The organism is Sphingobacterium faecale (genome assembly GCF_016746095.1).
In the GTDB taxonomy this organism is placed as follows: domain Bacteria; phylum Bacteroidota; class Bacteroidia; order Sphingobacteriales; family Sphingobacteriaceae; genus Sphingobacterium; species Sphingobacterium faecale.
Genome location: NZ_JAERTY010000009.1, coordinates 144,100 through 162,193, shown reverse-complemented (window position 1 = coordinate 162,193; position 18,094 = coordinate 144,100). Strand labels below are relative to the sequence as shown.

The 18,094-nt window shown below is 35.1% G+C and carries 18 protein-coding genes; all 18 read left to right on the top strand.

What is annotated here, in order from left to right; genetic code table 11:
• Positions 1-6: 6 nt before the first annotated feature.
• The 18 genes from lhgO (at position 7) to JKG61_RS16385 (ending at position 18,089) form a co-directional block, all read left to right on the top strand.
• Positions 7-1,197: an L-2-hydroxyglutarate oxidase gene (lhgO, locus tag JKG61_RS16470; protein ID WP_202104048.1), complete on the top strand. Its 1,191-nt coding sequence runs from the start codon at positions 7-9 to the stop codon at positions 1,195-1,197.
• A gap of 2 nt (positions 1,198-1,199) precedes the next feature.
• A complete protein-coding gene (locus JKG61_RS16465) occupies positions 1,200-2,327 on the top strand; it encodes a DegT/DnrJ/EryC1/StrS family aminotransferase (RefSeq protein WP_202104047.1) in 1,128 nt (375 codons plus the stop codon).
• Entirely contained in the window at positions 2,327-2,899 is a 573-nt protein-coding gene (locus tag JKG61_RS16460) for an acyltransferase (protein WP_202104046.1), read from the top strand. The genes JKG61_RS16465 and JKG61_RS16460 overlap by 1 nt, the downstream gene beginning before the upstream one ends.
• Positions 2,900-2,901: 2 nt before the next feature.
• Positions 2,902-3,921, top strand: coding sequence for a Gfo/Idh/MocA family protein (locus JKG61_RS16455; protein ID WP_202104045.1), 1,020 nt, complete (start codon positions 2,902-2,904; stop codon positions 3,919-3,921).
• Complete coding sequence (wecB, locus tag JKG61_RS16450) at positions 3,918-4,961, top strand: non-hydrolyzing UDP-N-acetylglucosamine 2-epimerase (RefSeq protein WP_202104044.1); 1,044 nt, start codon at positions 3,918-3,920, stop codon at positions 4,959-4,961. The genes JKG61_RS16455 and wecB overlap by 4 nt, the downstream gene beginning before the upstream one ends.
• Positions 4,962-4,965: 4 nt before the next feature.
• Complete coding sequence (locus JKG61_RS16445; protein WP_262896209.1) at positions 4,966-6,237, top strand: lipopolysaccharide biosynthesis protein; 1,272 nt, start codon at positions 4,966-4,968, stop codon at positions 6,235-6,237.
• The gene (gene hisH, locus JKG61_RS16440) at positions 6,234-6,851 is read left to right on the top strand and encodes an imidazole glycerol phosphate synthase subunit HisH (RefSeq protein WP_202104042.1); all 618 of its coding nucleotides are present in this window, start codon (positions 6,234-6,236) and stop codon (positions 6,849-6,851) included. Before JKG61_RS16445 ends, hisH (JKG61_RS16440) begins: the two co-directional genes overlap by 4 nt.
• Complete coding sequence (locus JKG61_RS16435; RefSeq protein ID WP_202104041.1) at positions 6,851-7,624, top strand: AglZ/HisF2 family acetamidino modification protein; 774 nt, start codon at positions 6,851-6,853, stop codon at positions 7,622-7,624. Before hisH (JKG61_RS16440) ends, JKG61_RS16435 begins: the two co-directional genes overlap by 1 nt.
• Before the next feature lie 19 nt (positions 7,625-7,643).
• Positions 7,644-8,762, top strand: coding sequence for an N-acetyl sugar amidotransferase (locus tag JKG61_RS16430; protein ID WP_202104040.1), 1,119 nt, complete (start codon positions 7,644-7,646; stop codon positions 8,760-8,762).
• Positions 8,743-9,945 carry a glycosyltransferase family 4 protein gene (locus JKG61_RS16425; RefSeq protein ID WP_202104039.1) on the top strand — a complete coding sequence of 401 codons (1,203 nt, stop codon included), beginning with the start codon at positions 8,743-8,745 and terminating at the stop codon, positions 9,943-9,945. The genes JKG61_RS16430 and JKG61_RS16425 overlap by 20 nt, the downstream gene beginning before the upstream one ends.
• Entirely contained in the window at positions 9,945-11,234 is a 1,290-nt protein-coding gene (locus JKG61_RS16420; protein ID WP_202104038.1) for an O-antigen ligase family protein, read from the top strand. The genes JKG61_RS16425 and JKG61_RS16420 overlap by 1 nt, the downstream gene beginning before the upstream one ends.
• A 34-nt stretch (positions 11,235-11,268) precedes the next feature.
• Positions 11,269-12,369 carry a glycosyltransferase family 4 protein gene (locus JKG61_RS16415; RefSeq protein WP_202104037.1) on the top strand — a complete coding sequence of 367 codons (1,101 nt, stop codon included), beginning with the start codon at positions 11,269-11,271 and terminating at the stop codon, positions 12,367-12,369.
• Between the two features lie 89 nt (positions 12,370-12,458).
• On the top strand, positions 12,459-13,337 hold the full coding sequence (locus tag JKG61_RS16410) for a hypothetical protein (RefSeq protein WP_202104036.1): 879 nt from the start codon (positions 12,459-12,461) through the stop codon (positions 13,335-13,337).
• A gap of 5 nt (positions 13,338-13,342) precedes the next feature.
• The gene (locus JKG61_RS16405) at positions 13,343-14,488 is read left to right on the top strand and encodes an N-acetyl sugar amidotransferase (protein ID WP_262896208.1); all 1,146 of its coding nucleotides are present in this window, start codon (positions 13,343-13,345) and stop codon (positions 14,486-14,488) included.
• Positions 14,488-15,102: an imidazole glycerol phosphate synthase subunit HisH gene (gene hisH, locus JKG61_RS16400; RefSeq protein WP_202104034.1), complete on the top strand. Its 615-nt coding sequence runs from the start codon at positions 14,488-14,490 to the stop codon at positions 15,100-15,102. Before JKG61_RS16405 ends, hisH (JKG61_RS16400) begins: the two co-directional genes overlap by 1 nt.
• A gap of 5 nt (positions 15,103-15,107) precedes the next feature.
• Entirely contained in the window at positions 15,108-15,887 is a 780-nt protein-coding gene (locus tag JKG61_RS16395) for an AglZ/HisF2 family acetamidino modification protein (protein ID WP_202104033.1), read from the top strand.
• Positions 15,877-16,911, top strand: coding sequence for a polysaccharide biosynthesis protein (locus tag JKG61_RS16390; protein ID WP_202104032.1), 1,035 nt, complete (start codon positions 15,877-15,879; stop codon positions 16,909-16,911). The genes JKG61_RS16395 and JKG61_RS16390 overlap by 11 nt, the downstream gene beginning before the upstream one ends.
• Positions 16,912-16,970: 59 nt before the next feature.
• Positions 16,971-18,089: a polysaccharide biosynthesis C-terminal domain-containing protein gene (locus JKG61_RS16385; RefSeq protein WP_202104031.1), complete on the top strand. Its 1,119-nt coding sequence runs from the start codon at positions 16,971-16,973 to the stop codon at positions 18,087-18,089.
• The last annotated feature ends 5 nt before the right edge of the window (positions 18,090-18,094 follow it).

The window sequence follows — 18,094 nt, the reverse complement described above, 5'->3', positions numbered from 1 at the left end:
TTCGTGATGCAGGAATTTGACTTATTAATTATAGGAACCGGTTTGGTTGGGTTAGCGACAGCATATCAAGCCAAATTAAAATCACCTGCTTTAAGGATAGCTGTTTTAGAAAAAGAAGCAGATGTTGCGGTGCACCAATCTGGACATAATAGTGGTGTCCTACACAGTGGAATCTACTACAAGCCTGGCAGTCTAAAAGCAAAAAATTGTATTGAGGGATACACATCAATTGTAAATTTTGCTCAAGAGCATGGAATTGCGTACGATTTATGTGGTAAAATAATAGTTGCTACAAGTAAAGAAGAGCTCCCGCTACTAGAGAATATCTATAAACGTGGTGTAGATAATGGACTTCAGGATCTTAAATATTTAACAAAAGAGGAGTTTGAAGAGATAGAGCCGCATTGTGCGGGGGTACGTGCAATAAGAGTTCCACAGACAGGTATTATAGACTATCCTGCAATTGCAAAAAAAATGCATGAACTTTTTGAAGAGCTGGGGGGTGAGGTTTTCTTTAATCACAAAGTTGTTAATTTGAAGAAAGATGGTCAACGCTGCGTCGTGCTTACGGATAAAAAGGAATTTTTAGCTCGTAAAGTGATTTCTTGTGCGGGATTGCATTCGGATAAGGTAACTAAAATGACCGAACTCAAAAACGATGTTCAGATTATTCCCTTTCGTGGGGAATATTATGAATTAAAGCCCGATCGCGAACACTTAGTAAAGCATTTAATTTACCCCGTGCCCGACCCCAGTTTTCCATTTTTAGGGGTGCATTTCACGAGAATGATTCATGGCGGTGTTGAAGCAGGGCCAAATGCAGTTTTGGCTTTTGGAAAGGAGAGTTATAAGTTTTTTGATATCAATATTGGTGAGTTAGCACAAACCTTATGTTGGCCGGGTTTTCATAAAATTGTTGCAAAATATGGCAAAACTGGAATGGGAGAGATGTACAGATCGTTGTCGAAATCTGCATTTACAAAGGCGCTGCAAAAATTAATACCAGAAATCCAAGAGAGTGACCTAAGAGCGGGAGGAGCAGGAATTCGTGCACAAGCTTGCAGTCGTGACGGTATTTTACTGGATGATTTTGATATCGTTCGCAGCGGACAGATTATCCATGTACGCAATGCCCCTTCGCCTGCAGCAACATCGTGTTTGTCAATAGGTAATACAATTAGTGATTTAGTTTTATAGAAATGAATAATATACAAATGGTTGACCTTAAGCGTCAATATGAAAATATAAAAACGGAGATTGATAAAGGAATTCAAGAAGTAATTGATACTACAACCTTTATAAATGGGCCTCAAGTTAAAATATTTGCAACAAATCTAGGCGCTTATTTAGGGGGAACACATGTCATTCCTTGTGCGAATGGTACTGATGCTTTACAGATTGCACTTATGGCATTAGATCTGCAACCAGGAGATGAGATAATTGTTCCTGCATTTACATATGTAGCTACTGCCGAAGTTATAGGTTTGTTAAAATTAAAGCCTGTGCTCACAGAAGTGGATCCCGAAACGTTTATGATTACTCCCGCCGAAATTGAAAGGGTAGTAACTCCTAGATGTAGGGCTATTGTTCCAGTTCATTTGTACGGACAATGTGCTCCCATGGAGGAAATCCTTGAGGTAGCAAAAAAGCATGACCTGTACGTAATAGAAGATACAGCACAGGCTATCGGTGCAACCTACACTTTTTCGGATGGGCGCAAGGCACAAGCTGGAACTATGGGAGATATAGGATGTACATCCTTCTTTCCATCTAAAAACTTAGGTTGTTATGGTGATGGCGGGGCTATGTATACCAATAACACAGAGCTGGCTGGAAAATTACACATGATCGCTAACCATGGACAAGCTAAAAAGTACCATCACAGTGTGATCGGGTGTAACTCGAGGCTGGATACCATACAGGCAGCAGTTTTGAATGTGAAGTTACAAAATCTTGATACTTATTCTGCTGCCAGAAATACTGTTGCGGATGCATATGATAAATCTTTTGCAAATTTGAGTTGGTTGAAAATTCCAAAGCGTGTTTCTAATTCATCTCATGTCTATCACCAATATACAATACAACTTACGGATGCTACTGATAGAGATAAACTGAAAGCATATTTGCAAGAAAACGGGGTGCCAAGTATGGTGTATTATCCTGTTTCTTTACATTTGCAAGAGGCATTCAAAACGCAAGAATTTGGAGAAGGAGACTTTCCTATATGCGAAGATTTATGCACACGCGTCTTATCCCTCCCTATTCATACTGAAATGGATCAAGAAACACTAACCTATATTATTGAAACTGTTAAAAGCTATAAGTAATGAGTTATTTCGTACACGAAACAGCCATTGTTGATGATGGTTGTCAAATAGGAGAGGGAACAAAAGTCTGGCATTTTTCTCATATCATGCCTAACTGTATTATTGGGGAAAAGTGCAATATCGGTCAGAATGTGGTTGTTTCCCCAGAGGTTGTATTGGGTAATAATGTGAAGGTGCAGAACAATGTTTCTATTTATACCGGGGTGATCTGTGCTGACGACGTGTTTTTAGGACCTTCTATGGTATTTACTAATGTTGTCAATCCCAGGAGTGCTATCAATAGAAGAGATCAGTACACAAGAACACATGTGGGTAAAGGAGCATCTATTGGTGCTAATGCTACCATTGTGTGTGGACATGATATAGGTCAGTATGCTTTTATTGGCGCTGGTGCTGTAGTTACTAAGGCAGTCTCCGACTTTGCTTTAGTGGTAGGAAATCCGGCACGCCAATTAGGATGGGTTGGTGAATATGGGCATAGGTTAGAGTTTAATGAAAATGATGTTGCCATTTGCCCAGAGAGCCAACAAGAATATAGACTAGAGAATAACCAAGTAATTCGTATTAAGTAATCATGGGAGAGAATAAAATAAAATTTGCTGTAGTCGGTTGTGGTCATATTGGAAAGCGACATGCTGAGATGATTTCCCGTAATGAAGAATCAGAGTTAGTGGCATTTATAGATGTTAAAGACAAAGTTCAACTGGGGATTGAATCTTATTCTGTTCCATTATTTTCGAATCTAGAGGATTTTTTTAAATCTGGAATCGAATGTGATGTAGTAAATGTAGCTAGTCCTAATGGATTTCATGCAGAACAAGGAATGAAAATTCTCGATGCTGGAAAGCATTTGGTTATTGAAAAACCCATGTCACTGACTAAGCAGGATTCGGAGTTGTTGATTTTTAAAGGTTTACAGAAGCATAAGCAAGTGTTTTGTGTTATGCAGAATCGTTATTCACCACCCTCTGTCTGGTTAAAAGACTTAATAGAATCAGGTAAGCTTGGAAAGATATTTATGGTGCAGATTAATTGTTATTGGAACCGTGATGATCGATATTATAAACCGGAATCGTGGCATGGTAAGAAAGATCTTGATGGAGGAACCTTATTCACCCAGTTTTCTCATTTTATAGATTTGATGTATTGGTATTTCGGAGATATTACTAATATCCAAGCAAAATTTGCTGATTTTAACCATGGAAACTTAACGGATTTCGAAGACTCTGGCTTTGTATCATTCGATTTTGTAAATGGAGGAATGGGATCTTTAAATTATTCAACCTCAGTTTGGAATAAAAACTTGGAAAGTTCGATTACAGTTATTGCGGAGACTGGATCGCTAAAAGTAGGCGGTCAATACATGAACGAAGTGGAGTATTGTCATATTAAAGATTATGAAATGCCGGATTTGGCGCCGACAAATCCAGGTAATGACTACGGTGCTTATAAAGGATCAGCTGCCAATCATCATTATATTATTGAAAATGTGGTAGATGTTTTAAAGGAAAGAAATGTAATTACTACTAATGCCCTTGAAGGATTAAAAGTCGTAGATATTATTGAAAGAATTTATAGTTTTAAGAATATATGAAAAAAATTATAGCTATTGTAGGAGCGAGACCACAATTTATTAAGCACTTCCCTTTTGAGAAGGCTTGTGAAGATAAGATTGATTTGATTACTATCCATACGGGGCAGCACTACGATGAAAATATGAGCAAAGTCTTTTTTGATCAATTAGGGATGTCCCGACCTCGGTATGTCTTGAATAATGGAGGTGGTAATCACGGCGAACAAACAGCTAAAATGATAATTGAGATTGAACGTATACTTTTGGACGAAAATCCAGAGGCTCTAGTTGTTTATGGGGACACAAATTCAACTTTAGCCGGAGCACTGGTAGCCGCAAAGTTGCATATACCTGTTTATCACATCGAAGCTGGATTGAGAAGTTTTAATAAAAAAATGCCAGAAGAGGTAAATCGAGTATTAACAGATCATATTTCGACCAAGCTTTTTGTTACATCAGAAGTTGCTATAGATAATTTAGAAGATGAGGGTATAACGGAGGGTGTGGTTTTAGTTGGCGACATTATGAAAGATGTTGTTAATATGGTAATTCAAGATGGCCATATTGGTAAAGCAAAGTATGATTTTTCTTATTTCTATACCACTATACACCGACCTTATAATACGGATGATCCCAAAAGACTTATGGCTATTTTTGAGCGGTTAAATACATTGTGTTATAAAGTCGTTATAGCATTGCATCCAAGAACGAAAAAACTATCACTAGATTACGGTATTAATATTGAGCAATATACCAATCTCGTAGTGATAGAACCACAAAGTTACTTTGATAACCTGAGCCTATTGTACCATTCATCGGGATTGATTACTGATAGTGGGGGAATGCAAAAAGAAGCATATTGGCTCAATAAGAAGTGCGTAACCATCAGGACGGAGACAGAGTGGTTAGAAACTGCTGAGTTGAATGGTAATATTCTAATGTTCGATAATCTTGATTCTTTAGAAATGGAACTACTTAAAACTCCAATCGAGTGGGATAATAATTTGTATGGTCAAGGTGATACTGCTCAACGGATTGTTAAAACCATTATAGCAAAATAATCAAATGGGCGTTTTCACGAGATATATAAAGTCAGAGTTCGTAAGAAATGTTGCTGTTGTTATGACAGGAACAGCGGCCTCACAAGCAATTGCTTTGGCTTTAACTCCAATATTGACGCGACACTATTCACCTGAAGATTTTGGGTATTTTACTACATTCATGGCGATTTATGCTGTTCTTGGTGCTTTTGCTACAGGGAAATATGAAAGAGCAATTTTGATACTTCAAGATTTGAAAGATTTAAAGGCAATTTCTACATTGATTTTAGTTATTTCCTTTCTGTTTTCATTACTTGTTTTGTTTAGCTTGTTATTTATTAAGGGGATAGGTTTGTCTACCTCATTGGTTGATAACGGTAATTTGTTTAATTGGTTGTTTTTATTGCCCATCCTAATTTTTGTTACCGCAATAAATACTGTTTTTGTTTCCTATTTAAACTATCAAAAGGAATTTAAAGAATTATCTAGAACAAGGGTTGTAAAAACTATTGTAACAATTGGTTTTTCACTACTTGCAATTTTCTTTTGCAATAATTTAGGAGGATTAATCTTGGGAGAGGTCTTAGGAATGTTATTTTCAACATTATATTTGTTTCCAAAACATCGAATATTATTTGATTTTTCAAAAGAGACAAAAAATAGAATCAAGGTGTTATCTCTGCGATTTAAGAATTTTCCTATGTTTACTATACCAACAGATTTCTTAAATCAACTTTCGTATCAAATTCCTGTTTTTTCGCTTAATCTATTGTATGGTGCGAACATTACGGGACAATATTCCTTAACAAAGAGGTCTTTGGATGCTCCTATGTCGTTGTTGTCTTCTTCTATATTAGAAGTTTTTCGACAAAAATCAGCAGAATTGTTTTTTTCCATAGGAAATTGTAGACCGTTATTTATTAGGACCGCAAAAATATTATTATTATTAGCAGTATTTCCTTTTTTAATTATTTTTTTATGGGGAAGTGATATTTTTAAATTTTTCTTTGGAAGTGAATGGGCGCAAGCGGGAGAATTGGCTAGTATTTTTTCTTTATTTTATTTGTTTCGATTTGTTTCAAGTCCCTTGACTTATATATTTTTTATAGCAGAAAAGCAGAAGGTCGATTTTTTTATTAATCTTTATATGTTATTATCAACGGTTTTGATTTTTATTCTACCGAATTATTTTCAACTTTCTTTAAATGCTATTATGTGGGTTTTTAGTTTAAACCTTGCTTTTATTTATATCGTTTATTTTATTTTTTCATACAAGTTTTCATTAAGAAAGATATGATATTGATTTTTGACTATGGCGTTGGTAATCTCGCCTCAATAGCTAATATGCTGAAAAAAGTAGGAGTCAAAAGTAAAATTTCTAATGACGAGAAAGACTTAGTTGAGGCTGATAAAATTATTTTGCCGGGAGTAGGCTCTTTTGAATATGGAATAAAAAAACTAAGATCTTTATCTTCGTTTCCACGTCTTGAACATGAAGTTATAGTTAATAAGAAACCTCTGTTAGGTATATGTTTAGGGGCTCAGCTTTTGTTTGAAGAAAGCGAAGAAGGTGGTATAGAAGGCTTATCATGGATAAAGGGAAATGTAGTCCGCTTCGAGGAAAGTAAGCTTGTAAATAATGAAAAAGTTCCTCATATGGGCTGGAATTATGTCACAGCATTGAAAGATAGTAAGCTTTTAAATGGACTCGGTGATAAAGCGCGTTTCTATTTTGTACATAGTTATCATTTTAAGGTCTTTAATCTGAATGATAGCCTATTGTTAACAGAATATGGCTATGAATTTGTTGCCGCAGTTGAGAAAGACAATATAATGGGTGTGCAGTTTCACCCTGAAAAAAGTCATAAATTTGGATTAAAATTATTACATAACTTTGTTAAAAATTACTAATGAAGCGTATTATACCAGTGCTTTTGGTTCATGAGGGCGGTTTAGTCAAGTCGATTAAGTTCAAAAATTACAACTATGTTGGGGATCCAATTAATGCCGTGAAAATTTTTAATGAAAAAGGCGTTGACGAAATCGTCATATTGGACATTGCTGCAACAAAAAAAAAGCAATCTCCGGACTTGTCTTTGATAAAAGAAATAGCAAGTGAGGCTTTTATGCCTTTGGCTTACGGTGGAGGTATAACTTCCATCGATCAGGTGAAAGATATTTTATATCAGGGAGTTGAAAAAGTTGTGTTTAATAACAGTGCGCTTCTAACCCCTAGACTGATTGAAGAGACGGCACACAGATTTGGGAGCTCAAGTACTGTGGTTTCGGTTGATGTAAAAAGTAATCTATTTGGACGACAATACGTTTATAGCGATTCAGGTAAAGTAAATGCGAAATTGGATGTAGTAGAATATGTCAAAAATATGGAGAAGTTGGGCGCGGGTGAAATCTTTTTAAATTCTGTTGATAGAGATGGCACATATAAGGGGTACGACTTAGCATTGATAAAAATGGTTAGTGCGGCGGTTTCAATACCTGTAGTTGCTTGTGGTGGAGCTAAAGATGAAAGCGATTTAATAGATGCAATCAACATCGGTGGAGCTTCAGCTAGTGCAGCTGGAAGTTTGTTTGTGTATAAGGGTGTTCATAGGGCGGTATTAATAAATTATCCCGATTGGGAGGATATTCAATCAAAAATAAGTATAAAAGATGGACGAAGTTAAAATCTGTAAGAGATGTGTAATGGATACCACAGATCCGGTAATTCAATTCGATAAGGAAGGACATTGTAATTATTGCAATAGCTATTTATCTCATGATTTTACATACAATGAAGAAAAGGAACTGCAATTGCAAAAAGTCATAGATGAAATTAAAGCGGCAGGAAAAGGAAAGAAATATGACTGTATTATTGGGGTAAGCGGAGGTGTAGATAGTACTTATGTTGCTTATGAAGTCAAGAGAAGAGGTTTACGCCCACTAGCTGTGCATCTTGATAACGGTTGGAATTCGGAACTTGCTGTTTCAAATATTCAAAAGTGTTTAGATAAATTGGAAATCGACTTATTTACATATGTGATTGATTGGAAGGAGTTTAAAGATTTGCAGATTTCTTTTTTAAAGGCTTCTACCCCAGGGATGGAAATACCTACAGATCATGGCATTATATCTATTCTTAATCAGACAGCCATAAAGAATAACATCCGATATATAATAAATGGATCAAATGGCTCATCTGAATTTATCATGTCTCCGAGATGGTCTGAAGGTGATGCACAGCGCGATTGGTTGCTTATTAAAAATGTACATAAGCAATTTGGAAGTGTAAAATTGAAGAGTTTTCCTAGGACAACTATTTTTGACAATTTTAAAAATAAATTAATACATAAATTGTCTACCGTAAATATTTTAAATTATGTTGATTACTCTAAGGAAAAAGGTAAAAAGCTTATTGAAGATGAATTGGGGTGGGTTTACTATGGGGGGAAACACTATGAATCTATTTATACTAGATTTACTCAAGCCTATATTCAACCACAGAAATTTAATTTAGATAAAAGAAAGGCACATCATTCCAATTTGATTTGTGCTGGAGAGATGACTAGAGAAGAAGCTTTGATAGATCTTCAACTCGATCCTTATCCTAATCAGGAAATGAAGGAAGAAGATCGGGTTTACTTTATGAAGAAACTAGGTATGTCTGAGGCTGATTTTCAGGGTATGATGAATGCAGAAGTTAAAAGCTATCTAGACTATAAAGGATATTATAATAGTAGGTTTTATAAGAAACTTTATGATTTTGCTTTTGGTGTTCATAATTGGTTGAAGTCAATTAATTATTATGGGAAAAGAGCAGATTAGAAAGGATGTTTTGTTAGTAACAAACGTTTGGACTGGAGCGGCACCATTCTTTTATGAAGGACAGGAAAAATCCAAAGGAATGCCAGCGTTTAACAACGTATTCTATAAGATACTAGATGATGATAGAATAGGAACGATTCATGTTATTGTGTGGCAACCAGAGTATGTGATCTCTATTCCGCCCAAGTATAATAAAAAAATTCAAATTTATACTGTTGGTGAGAGATCTACTAATTTATTTCAAAAGTTCAAGTTGATTTATACAGCAGTATCTTTAGGAGTGCGTATTGTGCAAAATAATTCGAATATCCAACAGTTAGTTGGATTTGGTTCTTTGGGAGGAGTTACTGCTTTAATTAGCCGTAAAACTTCAGTTCCTGAATTTCGTCGTTTATATGGGACATTTTTAATTAATGAGATTTCAGAACCTAAATGGAAGTTGTTTTTAAAGCATCCACTGGAATATTTAACTTTTAGTATGAAAGGAAAAGGACTCATTATTACAAATGATGGTACCAAAGGGGATATTGTTTTTGAGAAAATAGGCAATAAAGATCTGCCATTACATTTCTTATTGAATGGAGTGGATAAAAATATAGCTACAAATATAAAGAGACCAAAAAATATTTCTTTACCTGATAATTTCATGACGTATGTTGCTCGACTAGATCCTTGGAAAAGTCAACATTTGCTTATTGAAGCTCTTCATTGTATTCATACCAAGGGTTTGGATTTTCCGGTTACCTACATAATTGGCGCAGCTTGGGATAAAGAGTACGTAGCTCGACTATCAATGATGGTAAATAAATTTGGACTAGAAGATAAAATCAAGTTCATTTATGGGTTACCTATTCAGGAAGTTCATTATATGTTGCTGCACTCCGATATTACTTTCTCGTTATATCATACTTCTAATTTAGGAAATGTATTTATTGAAGCAGTACAATTGGGAGTTCCAATGATTGCATTGAATGATACTGGATCATTAGACTTGATAGACTTAAACGCATTCTTCGAAATTAAATCTAATAAAATTGAAGTGATAGAAGATGCAATATTAAATCTGCTCGAAAATGATGAATTAAGGCATCAAATTTCTGAAAATGCAAAAAAATTTGCAAATAGAACGTTTTTATCTTGGGAAGAGCGGGCAAAGCGTGAAATAGATCTTATTATAGAATAATGGGAGTGCCAATAGAGAAAGATGCAGAGACTATTGGAAAGCTAACGGAATGGATGATTGTCCTTTTGTGTTTTGCGTATCCAATCTCCACTATTTTATCCCTGTTTATCGGTATGTCATCTACCGCATTTAACACTGGATATAGAATAATTGGAGTGTGCTTATCTATTTTTATTATTATAAAAAGTGTCAATTTTGCGCCGAATAAATATTCGCAAAATTTATTGTTTTTGTTTTTAATTGTATATTTTTTTAGGATATTAATTGACTTAGGTATTTATGATGTGTTTCATGAAAAAAGTGGATTAGAGGTTTTTGGCTTTTATATTGGAAATATCTTAATTCCTCTTATCGCAATGTCTAGAGGGATAAATTATGTAAATACGGCGTCGTTAGCCAGAAAGTCATTTGTTTGCCTTCTAGTAGTTAACTTGTTTAGCTTAGCGGCATATTTAATTCAAAATAGATTTCAAATATCTTTTGATATACTTTTGCAACGAGCTGAAATTTACGGTGTAGATCAAATTTCTCCGATACTCAATTCAATTTCCTACAGTCTTTATGGAGGATATCTATTGCTTATTTCTTTTAGTGGTTATCTTTTTTTGAAGAATTCATTAAATGGAAAAGGAAGGGCTTGGCTGTTATTTGCTATATGTTTTGGTTTGCTCAATTTAATTCTTGGAGCGTCAAGAGGACCAATGTTAATAACAGTTATTTGTACTATCCTGATACTCTTTATTTATCATACGAAAGTTAGGAAAACATTAGGGTATTTTTTTAGATCTATTCTTTTTTTTACATCAGGCTTTGTAGTTTTTGGTTACCTTATAGATTATATTATTCTAAATAATATCGAAATAGGAGGTGTTACAAGAATTATTAATTTTTCGACTCAAATAAAGGGGGGACAAAAGGAAATTAGAGACTATCTTTTTGAAGAGGCGTGGGAAATGTTTCTTAATAACCCTATAATTGGTGATCAATTCGTTTTACGATCAAATGGTGGATATCCGCATAATATATTTTTAGAGGTTTTAATGGCTCTTGGATTTGTAGGGATTTTTATATTTTGCTTACTCATAATTCGATTGTTTAATAAAATTAAATCCTTTAGAAGTTTTGATATATATTTTATTGTATTTGTTCCTTTATTACTGTTGTCATTTGGTCTGACTCTTACTTCTGGTAATATTTACCAGAATGTTGATTTCTGGAATTTATTTGGCTTAATTTTATTTTATCCTCGAAATAATCAATATGAAAATCGTTCATCTATGTCTTTCTAATTTCTATATAGACAATTATTCATATCAGGAAAACATGTTACCAAAGTATCACCAAAAGCTAGGGCATGAGGTTTCTGTGATAGCTTCATTGGTTTCATTTGATAAGAATGGAAAACCTTGTACTTTACCTAAAGCTAATACTTATTTTTCGACAGATGGTTATAAGGTAATTAGGTTAAATTACAGAAGATGCTGGAAAAAAATTAATTCATTTATTAGAAGATATGAAAATCTTTCCGAATCACTAAAAACAGAGAATCCAGATATTTTATTTATACACGATTATTCGTTTGCGGATATTATTCAAGTAATGAGATATGCAAAAAGAAACAATATACAGGTTTTTATTGACTGCCATACAGATTATATAAATAGCGCAAAGAGCTGGATCTCGAAGCATATTTTTCATCACGTTGTGTGGCGATTTATAGGACGTAAAATTTTACCTTATGTAAGTATGTTTTACGGAGTAACTCCTCTTCGTTGTGATTTTTTACGAAATGCATATAAAATACCTGAGGCTAAAGTCGAGCTACTGTTGATGGGGGTAGATGATGATTTATTACAGCAAAAGTTGAACCTTGGCGCAGGAGAGAGATTAAGAGAAAAGTTATGTTTGTCAAAGGAATTTGTGATTTTGACTGGAGGTAAAATAGATATGTTAAAAAATATACACCTGGTCTTGGAAGCCTTTAGAAATATTGAAAGTTTTTCAAAAGAAGTTACTCTGGTTGTATTTGGTACAATTGCTCCTGAGGCAAAAGAAAAAATTAATGAATTATTAGTGCATTCAAAGATAAAGTTTGTGGGTTGGTTGTCATCAGATGAAATTTTAGATTATTATATTATGAGCGATCTAATAGTATTTCCTGGGACACATTCTGTCTTATGGGAACAAGCTGTTGGTACAGGTACTCCAGCTATTTTTAAATATTGGGAAGGGATTACACATGTCGATGTGGGGGGGAATGCTCTATTTCTTAAACACGATAGTGTAGAAGAGATAGAATCAATTTTAACTCACGTAATAGATAAGGAAGGGGTTTATGAGGAAATGCTCAAATCAGCCCAACAAAAGGGATGTACAGAATTTGCTTACACTAATATTGCCAAAAAATCGCTTGGTTGTGAGTAATCTGTTCTTGATTGGAATTATAAATCTTATTATTTACTAAATAGTAACATATCATGAGCGGGTTGCATCAAAAGTTTATTTTTTTATTGATGTTATTTTTCTTTTCTTTTCTATCACTGATAGCTCAAAAGCAGCAACAGTTGTTTTATTACTTCGACTTTGAAGATGTCAAGTTATCTATATATTTAAAGGATAATGGCATTCAGAAGGTGTTATTTATTGATGAGCATGCATTTGCTACTGGGACTTATTTCGGATTTAATGAGCAGAAGCTTAGGAAGTCTGTAGAAGAGCTATATCCGGATCCATTAGCAACCGGATTTTGTTATATAGATTTAGAAGCACCCTATATTGATGAATTAGTTAATGAGCCGTCAGATACGGAGACGTTTAAGAGGTCGTTGTCATATTATTTACAGATACTAAGATCTGTAAAAAAACTAAGACCCAATGTTAAATGGGGTTATTATGGGATTCCTTTTACTACGTACTGGAATTTGGATGAAAGTGATTGGTTTGTTGAGAATATACAAAAAATTGAGAGTTTGATTATAGAAAGTGATGTGTTATTTCCGTCCATGTATTTCTTTTATTCGGACGAAGAGTCAAATGGATTTCAAAATGATACCTATGTTAAGCAAAATATTGAAAATCTTATAAAAATAAGTGCAAAATATAATAAAATGTTGTTGCCTTTTGTAATGGAGCGATTTCATCCTAGCAATAGAAAATTGGGTTTACAAAAAATTCCAGAACAGCAATTTTTAAGACATATTAGGAATATGTTGGAGGTAACAGTGGAGCAAAGAAGAATAGATGGAATTGTTTGGTGGAATGCAGATAAATATTTCTATAATAACAAAACAACCAAAAACATCGGTTATTCGAAAGATGTAAAAAGATTTTTACAAGATAATTCAAGATCTCATTTGAAATTAATGAAGAAAATATTAGTGCTATTAAAATAAATTAGATGAAAAATAATAGGCCATATCAAATATGTACAAAAACGATAATGGATACGACAGATCCAAATATCATTTTTAATGAAAAGGGAGAAAGTGATTATTATACTAACTATATCGAAAATATAAAGCCAAATTGGCATACAGATCAGAAAGGCTTCGATGAGTTAATGAAAATCGCCGATAAAATCAAAAAAAATAGCCGCAATAAGGACTTTGACTGTATCATAGGTTTAAGTGGGGGGCTAGATAGCTCTTACGCAGCCTATGTAGCAAAAGAAATAATGGGAATACGCCCTCTAATCTTTCATGTGGATGCAGGTTGGAACACGGACAAAGCTGTTGGAAATATTGAAAAATTAATTAACGGCTTAAACTTAGACCTATATACTGAGGTTATCAATTGGGAGGAGATGAAAGATCTACAGGTTGCATTTTTAAAGTCACAGATAGCTGACCAAGACTTACCACAAGATTATGCTTTTTTTTCAGGTTTGTACAAGTTTGCGAAGAAGAATAAAATTAATTACGTGTTAACTGGTGGTAACTTCTCTACCGAATGTTGTCGTGAACCAGAAGAATGGGGTGGATTTCCCGGCATTGATTTAAGGTTGGTAAATGATATTCATGGTAAATTTGGTAAACGTCCATTGAAGACTTTTCCTTTGGTAGATATCTTGTCTTATAAGATATATTATAAGTATGTGTATGCCATGGAAGTTTTTAAACCATTAAATTTAGTTCCATTTGTGAAGACAGATGCAGAGAAGTTATTACAAGATAAATTTGGTTGGCAACCTTTTCAACATAAGCATCATGAATCAAGATTTACTCGTTTTTACGAAGATTATTGGCTGCCACGTAAATTTGGATACGAAAAACGTAGAGCACACTTTTCTTCTTTAATTCTTACAGGACAGATGACAAGAGAGGAAGCTCTAGATCGGATTTCTAGACCAGAATTGTCGGAGGAATTTTTGCAAAAAGAGTTTGAGTATGTGGCACATAAACTTGATTTGACTCGAGAAGATCTTCAAGAGATATTTAATGGGCCGAACAAAACCTACAAAGACTATAAAAATAAAATGGGTATTATTAAACTTGGTGCACAAGTGATGCAAAAATTTGGAATGGAAAAGCGATTATTTAGATAATGATAACAATAATTGATTACGGAGTTGGTAATATTAACGCTTTTGTAAATGTATACAAGAGGGTTGATGTTTCTGTAAAAATCGCAAGGGCCGAAGCGGATCTCGAAGGTGCTGAGAAATTGATTCTTCCTGGCGTAGGACATTTTGATCATGCAATGAAACAGTTAAATAACTCTGGCATGAGAGGGGTATTGGATGAACTGGTATTAGAAAAGGAAGTCCCGGTTATTGGTATTTGTGTTGGTATGCAGATGATGGCCAATAATAGCGATGAGGGCTGCATGGAGGGATTAAAATGGATTAATGCCTCAGTGCGTAAGTTTGATGAAACTAAGATTGATCAGGTTACACGATTACCGCATATGGGGTGGAACGATGTAACTCCGGTGAAAAATATTGCTTTATTTGATGGGTTAGAAAAAGATGCTATTTTTTATTTTTTACATACCTATTACTTTGAATGTAATAATAGCGATGATATAATGGCAACAACAGAGTATGGAGGAGAATTTGCTTCTGCTGCGCATCATGAGAATAAATATGGTATTCAGTTCCATCCCGAAAAAAGTCATCATTATGGTGAAATTTTATTGCATAACTTCGCTAGACTATAATTGATATGCTGAGACCAAGAATTATTCCAAGTTTATTGATACAGGACCATGGATTAGTGAAGACCGTAAACTTTAAGAATGCGAAGTATGTCGGCGACCCGATTAATGCTGTTAAAATATTTAATGAAAAAGCTGTCGATGAATTGGCAATCTTTGATATCGATGCAACTGTTAAAGGATATGAGCCTAATTATAGTTTGATAGAACGTATAGCAAATCAATCTAGAATGCCTTTATGTTATGGAGGGGGCGTAAAAACAGTTGAGCAAGCTCAAAGGATATTTGGATTAGGTATAGAAAAAATAGCGTTATCATCGGCTGTACTGCATAATCCCAATTTGATTACGCAGATTGCGGATAGGGTAGGAGCTCAATCGGTAATTATTGTGCTTGATGTCAAGAAAAAGTTATTTGGTGGCTATGAAGTTTATACACATAACGGTAAAAAAGCTACCGGAATTAACCCTTTTAAATTTATACAAGAAGCTCAAAAGCTAGGAGCAGGAGAGATTGTTATTAATTCGATTGATCAGGATGGTGCTATGAAAGGTTTTGATCATGCGTTGATTGATAAAGCAAGAGAGCAGAGTTCTTTGCCCATGACAGTATTGGGAGGAGCAGGTTCGTTAGATGATATTAAAGATGTAATTGATAAACACAAAATCATTGGTGTCGCTGCAGGAAGTTTATTTGTGTTTAAAGGTGTATATAAAGCAGTGTTGATTAATTATCCTTCAAAAGAACAAAAGGAAAATTTGTTTAAAAAAGTAAAGCATGGAGATTAAAGATAAAGTCCTTTTAATAACAGGCGGTACAGGCTCATTCGGTACAGCCGTGCTTAATCGTTTTTTGACCACAGACCATTTTAAAGAGATACGTATTTTCTCTAGGGACGAAAAGAAGCAGGATGATATGCGTAATCTGTATAAAAATGATAAAATTAAATATTATATAGGAGATGTGCGTGATTATGCTTCTGTCGAGCCTGCTACTAGAGGTGTAGATTATATCTTCCATGCTGCTGCCCTGAAACAGGTCCCCTCATGCGAATTTTTTCCTATGCAGGCGGTTAAGACCAATGTAGAGGGGACGCAGAACGTTATCCGTGCAGCTGCTTCGAATGGGGTTAAGAAAGTGATTTGTTTAAGTACAGACAAAGCTGCTTATCCGATCAATGCGATGGGAATCTCTAAAGCCATGATGGAAAAAGTAGCGGTGGCTGAAGCTCGTAATTTGACGGATACGGTGGTATGTTTGACACGCTATGGGAATGTCATGGCATCCCGTGGTTCGGTAATTCCATTGTTTTTAAATCAGATTCAAAAAGGAGAACCAATCACCGTTACCGATCCCAACATGTCGCGTTTCTTTATGTCTTTGGAAGATGCAGTAGATTTAGTATTATTTGCTTTCAAGCATGCCAATCCTGGTGATTTATTTGTCAATAAAGCACCGGCCGGTACTATTGGTGATCTGGCTCAAGCGTTGATCGAATTGACGGGTAAGGAAGTTCCGGTTAAAGTAATCGGTACACGGCACGGAGAAAAGCTCTATGAAACACTATGTACCCGTGAAGAGATGATAAAAGCGGAGGATATGGGGGACTTCTATCGTGTGCCAGCTGATAACCGTGATCTGAACTACGCGAAGTATTTCTCAGAGGGAGAGCAAGATGTTTCCAAAATAGAAGATTACCATTCGCATAATACAGAACAGCAAGGCGTAGAAGGGTTGAAGAAGTTAGTGTCAACTTTGCCTTTGATTCGTAAAGAGGTATTTGGTGAAGATGTTATGCAATATCCTTATTAAGGGAAATAAGTTTAAAGATAAAAGGGTAAAGTAGAAAAGGTAACGTATATATGCTACATATGAAACGAGTTGGTATTACGGGGCAGAATGGGTTTGTGGGGAGTCATTTATATAATACTTTGGGGTTATTCTCTGAGGAATTTGAACGTATTGATTTTAACAAAGAGTTTTTTGAGTCAGAAAATGACTTAGATGCTTTTGTGGCGTCTTGTGATGTAATAGTACATTTAGCAGCAATGAATCGGCATGAGTCCGAACAAATCATTTATGAAACGAATGTTGGCTTGGTTCAAAAGCTGGTTGATGCATTGAGGAGAACTGGTTCTAAAGCTCATGTGCTGATGTCATCTTCTACGCAAGAAGAACGAGACAACTTGTATGGTCGCTCCAAACGTGAAGGGCGTGAACTTTTGGTTAGCTGGGCACAGGAAGCAGGAGGTAAATTTACAGGCTTAATCATTCCTAATGTTTTTGGTGCTTTTGGCAAGCCCTTTTACAACTCTTTTGTAGCGACCTTCTCCTACCAATTGACACATGGCGAAACGCCCATCGTTAGCAACGATGGGGAGGTGAAATTGATTTATGTACAGGAGCTAGTGGATACTATCATTCAGGAGATTCGATCGGACAAAGGTAATGCGAAGCTTTTAGTTGAACCGACCGCTGTAAAAAAAGTTTCAGAAGTGTTGGATCTGCTAGAAGATTATAAAACTAAATACTTGGAGGGTGGGGAAATCCCTGTTATCAAGGATAGCTTTGAGCATAATCTATTCAATACATATCGTACCTATATCGACCACAAATCACATTATCCGGTAAAATTCGTTCAGCATACTGATCCGCGTGGCGCCTTTGTCGAGGTGATTCGATTGGGCATTGGCGGACAATGTTCTTTTTCTACTACAGTTCCGGGGATTACGCGTGGGAATCATTATCATACACGCAAAATTGAACGTTTTGCCGTTATTAAAGGTAAGGCTCTGATTCAATTGCGTAAGATCGGTACGGATGAGGTATTAGATTTTTATTTAGATGGGACCGAACCTGCTTATGTAGATATGCCTATATGGTATACGCATAATATAAAGAATATCGGTGAAGAAGAATTGTATACTATATTTTGGATCAATGAGCCATTTAATCCCGAAGATGCTGATACGTATTTTGAAGTAGTATAGTAGTT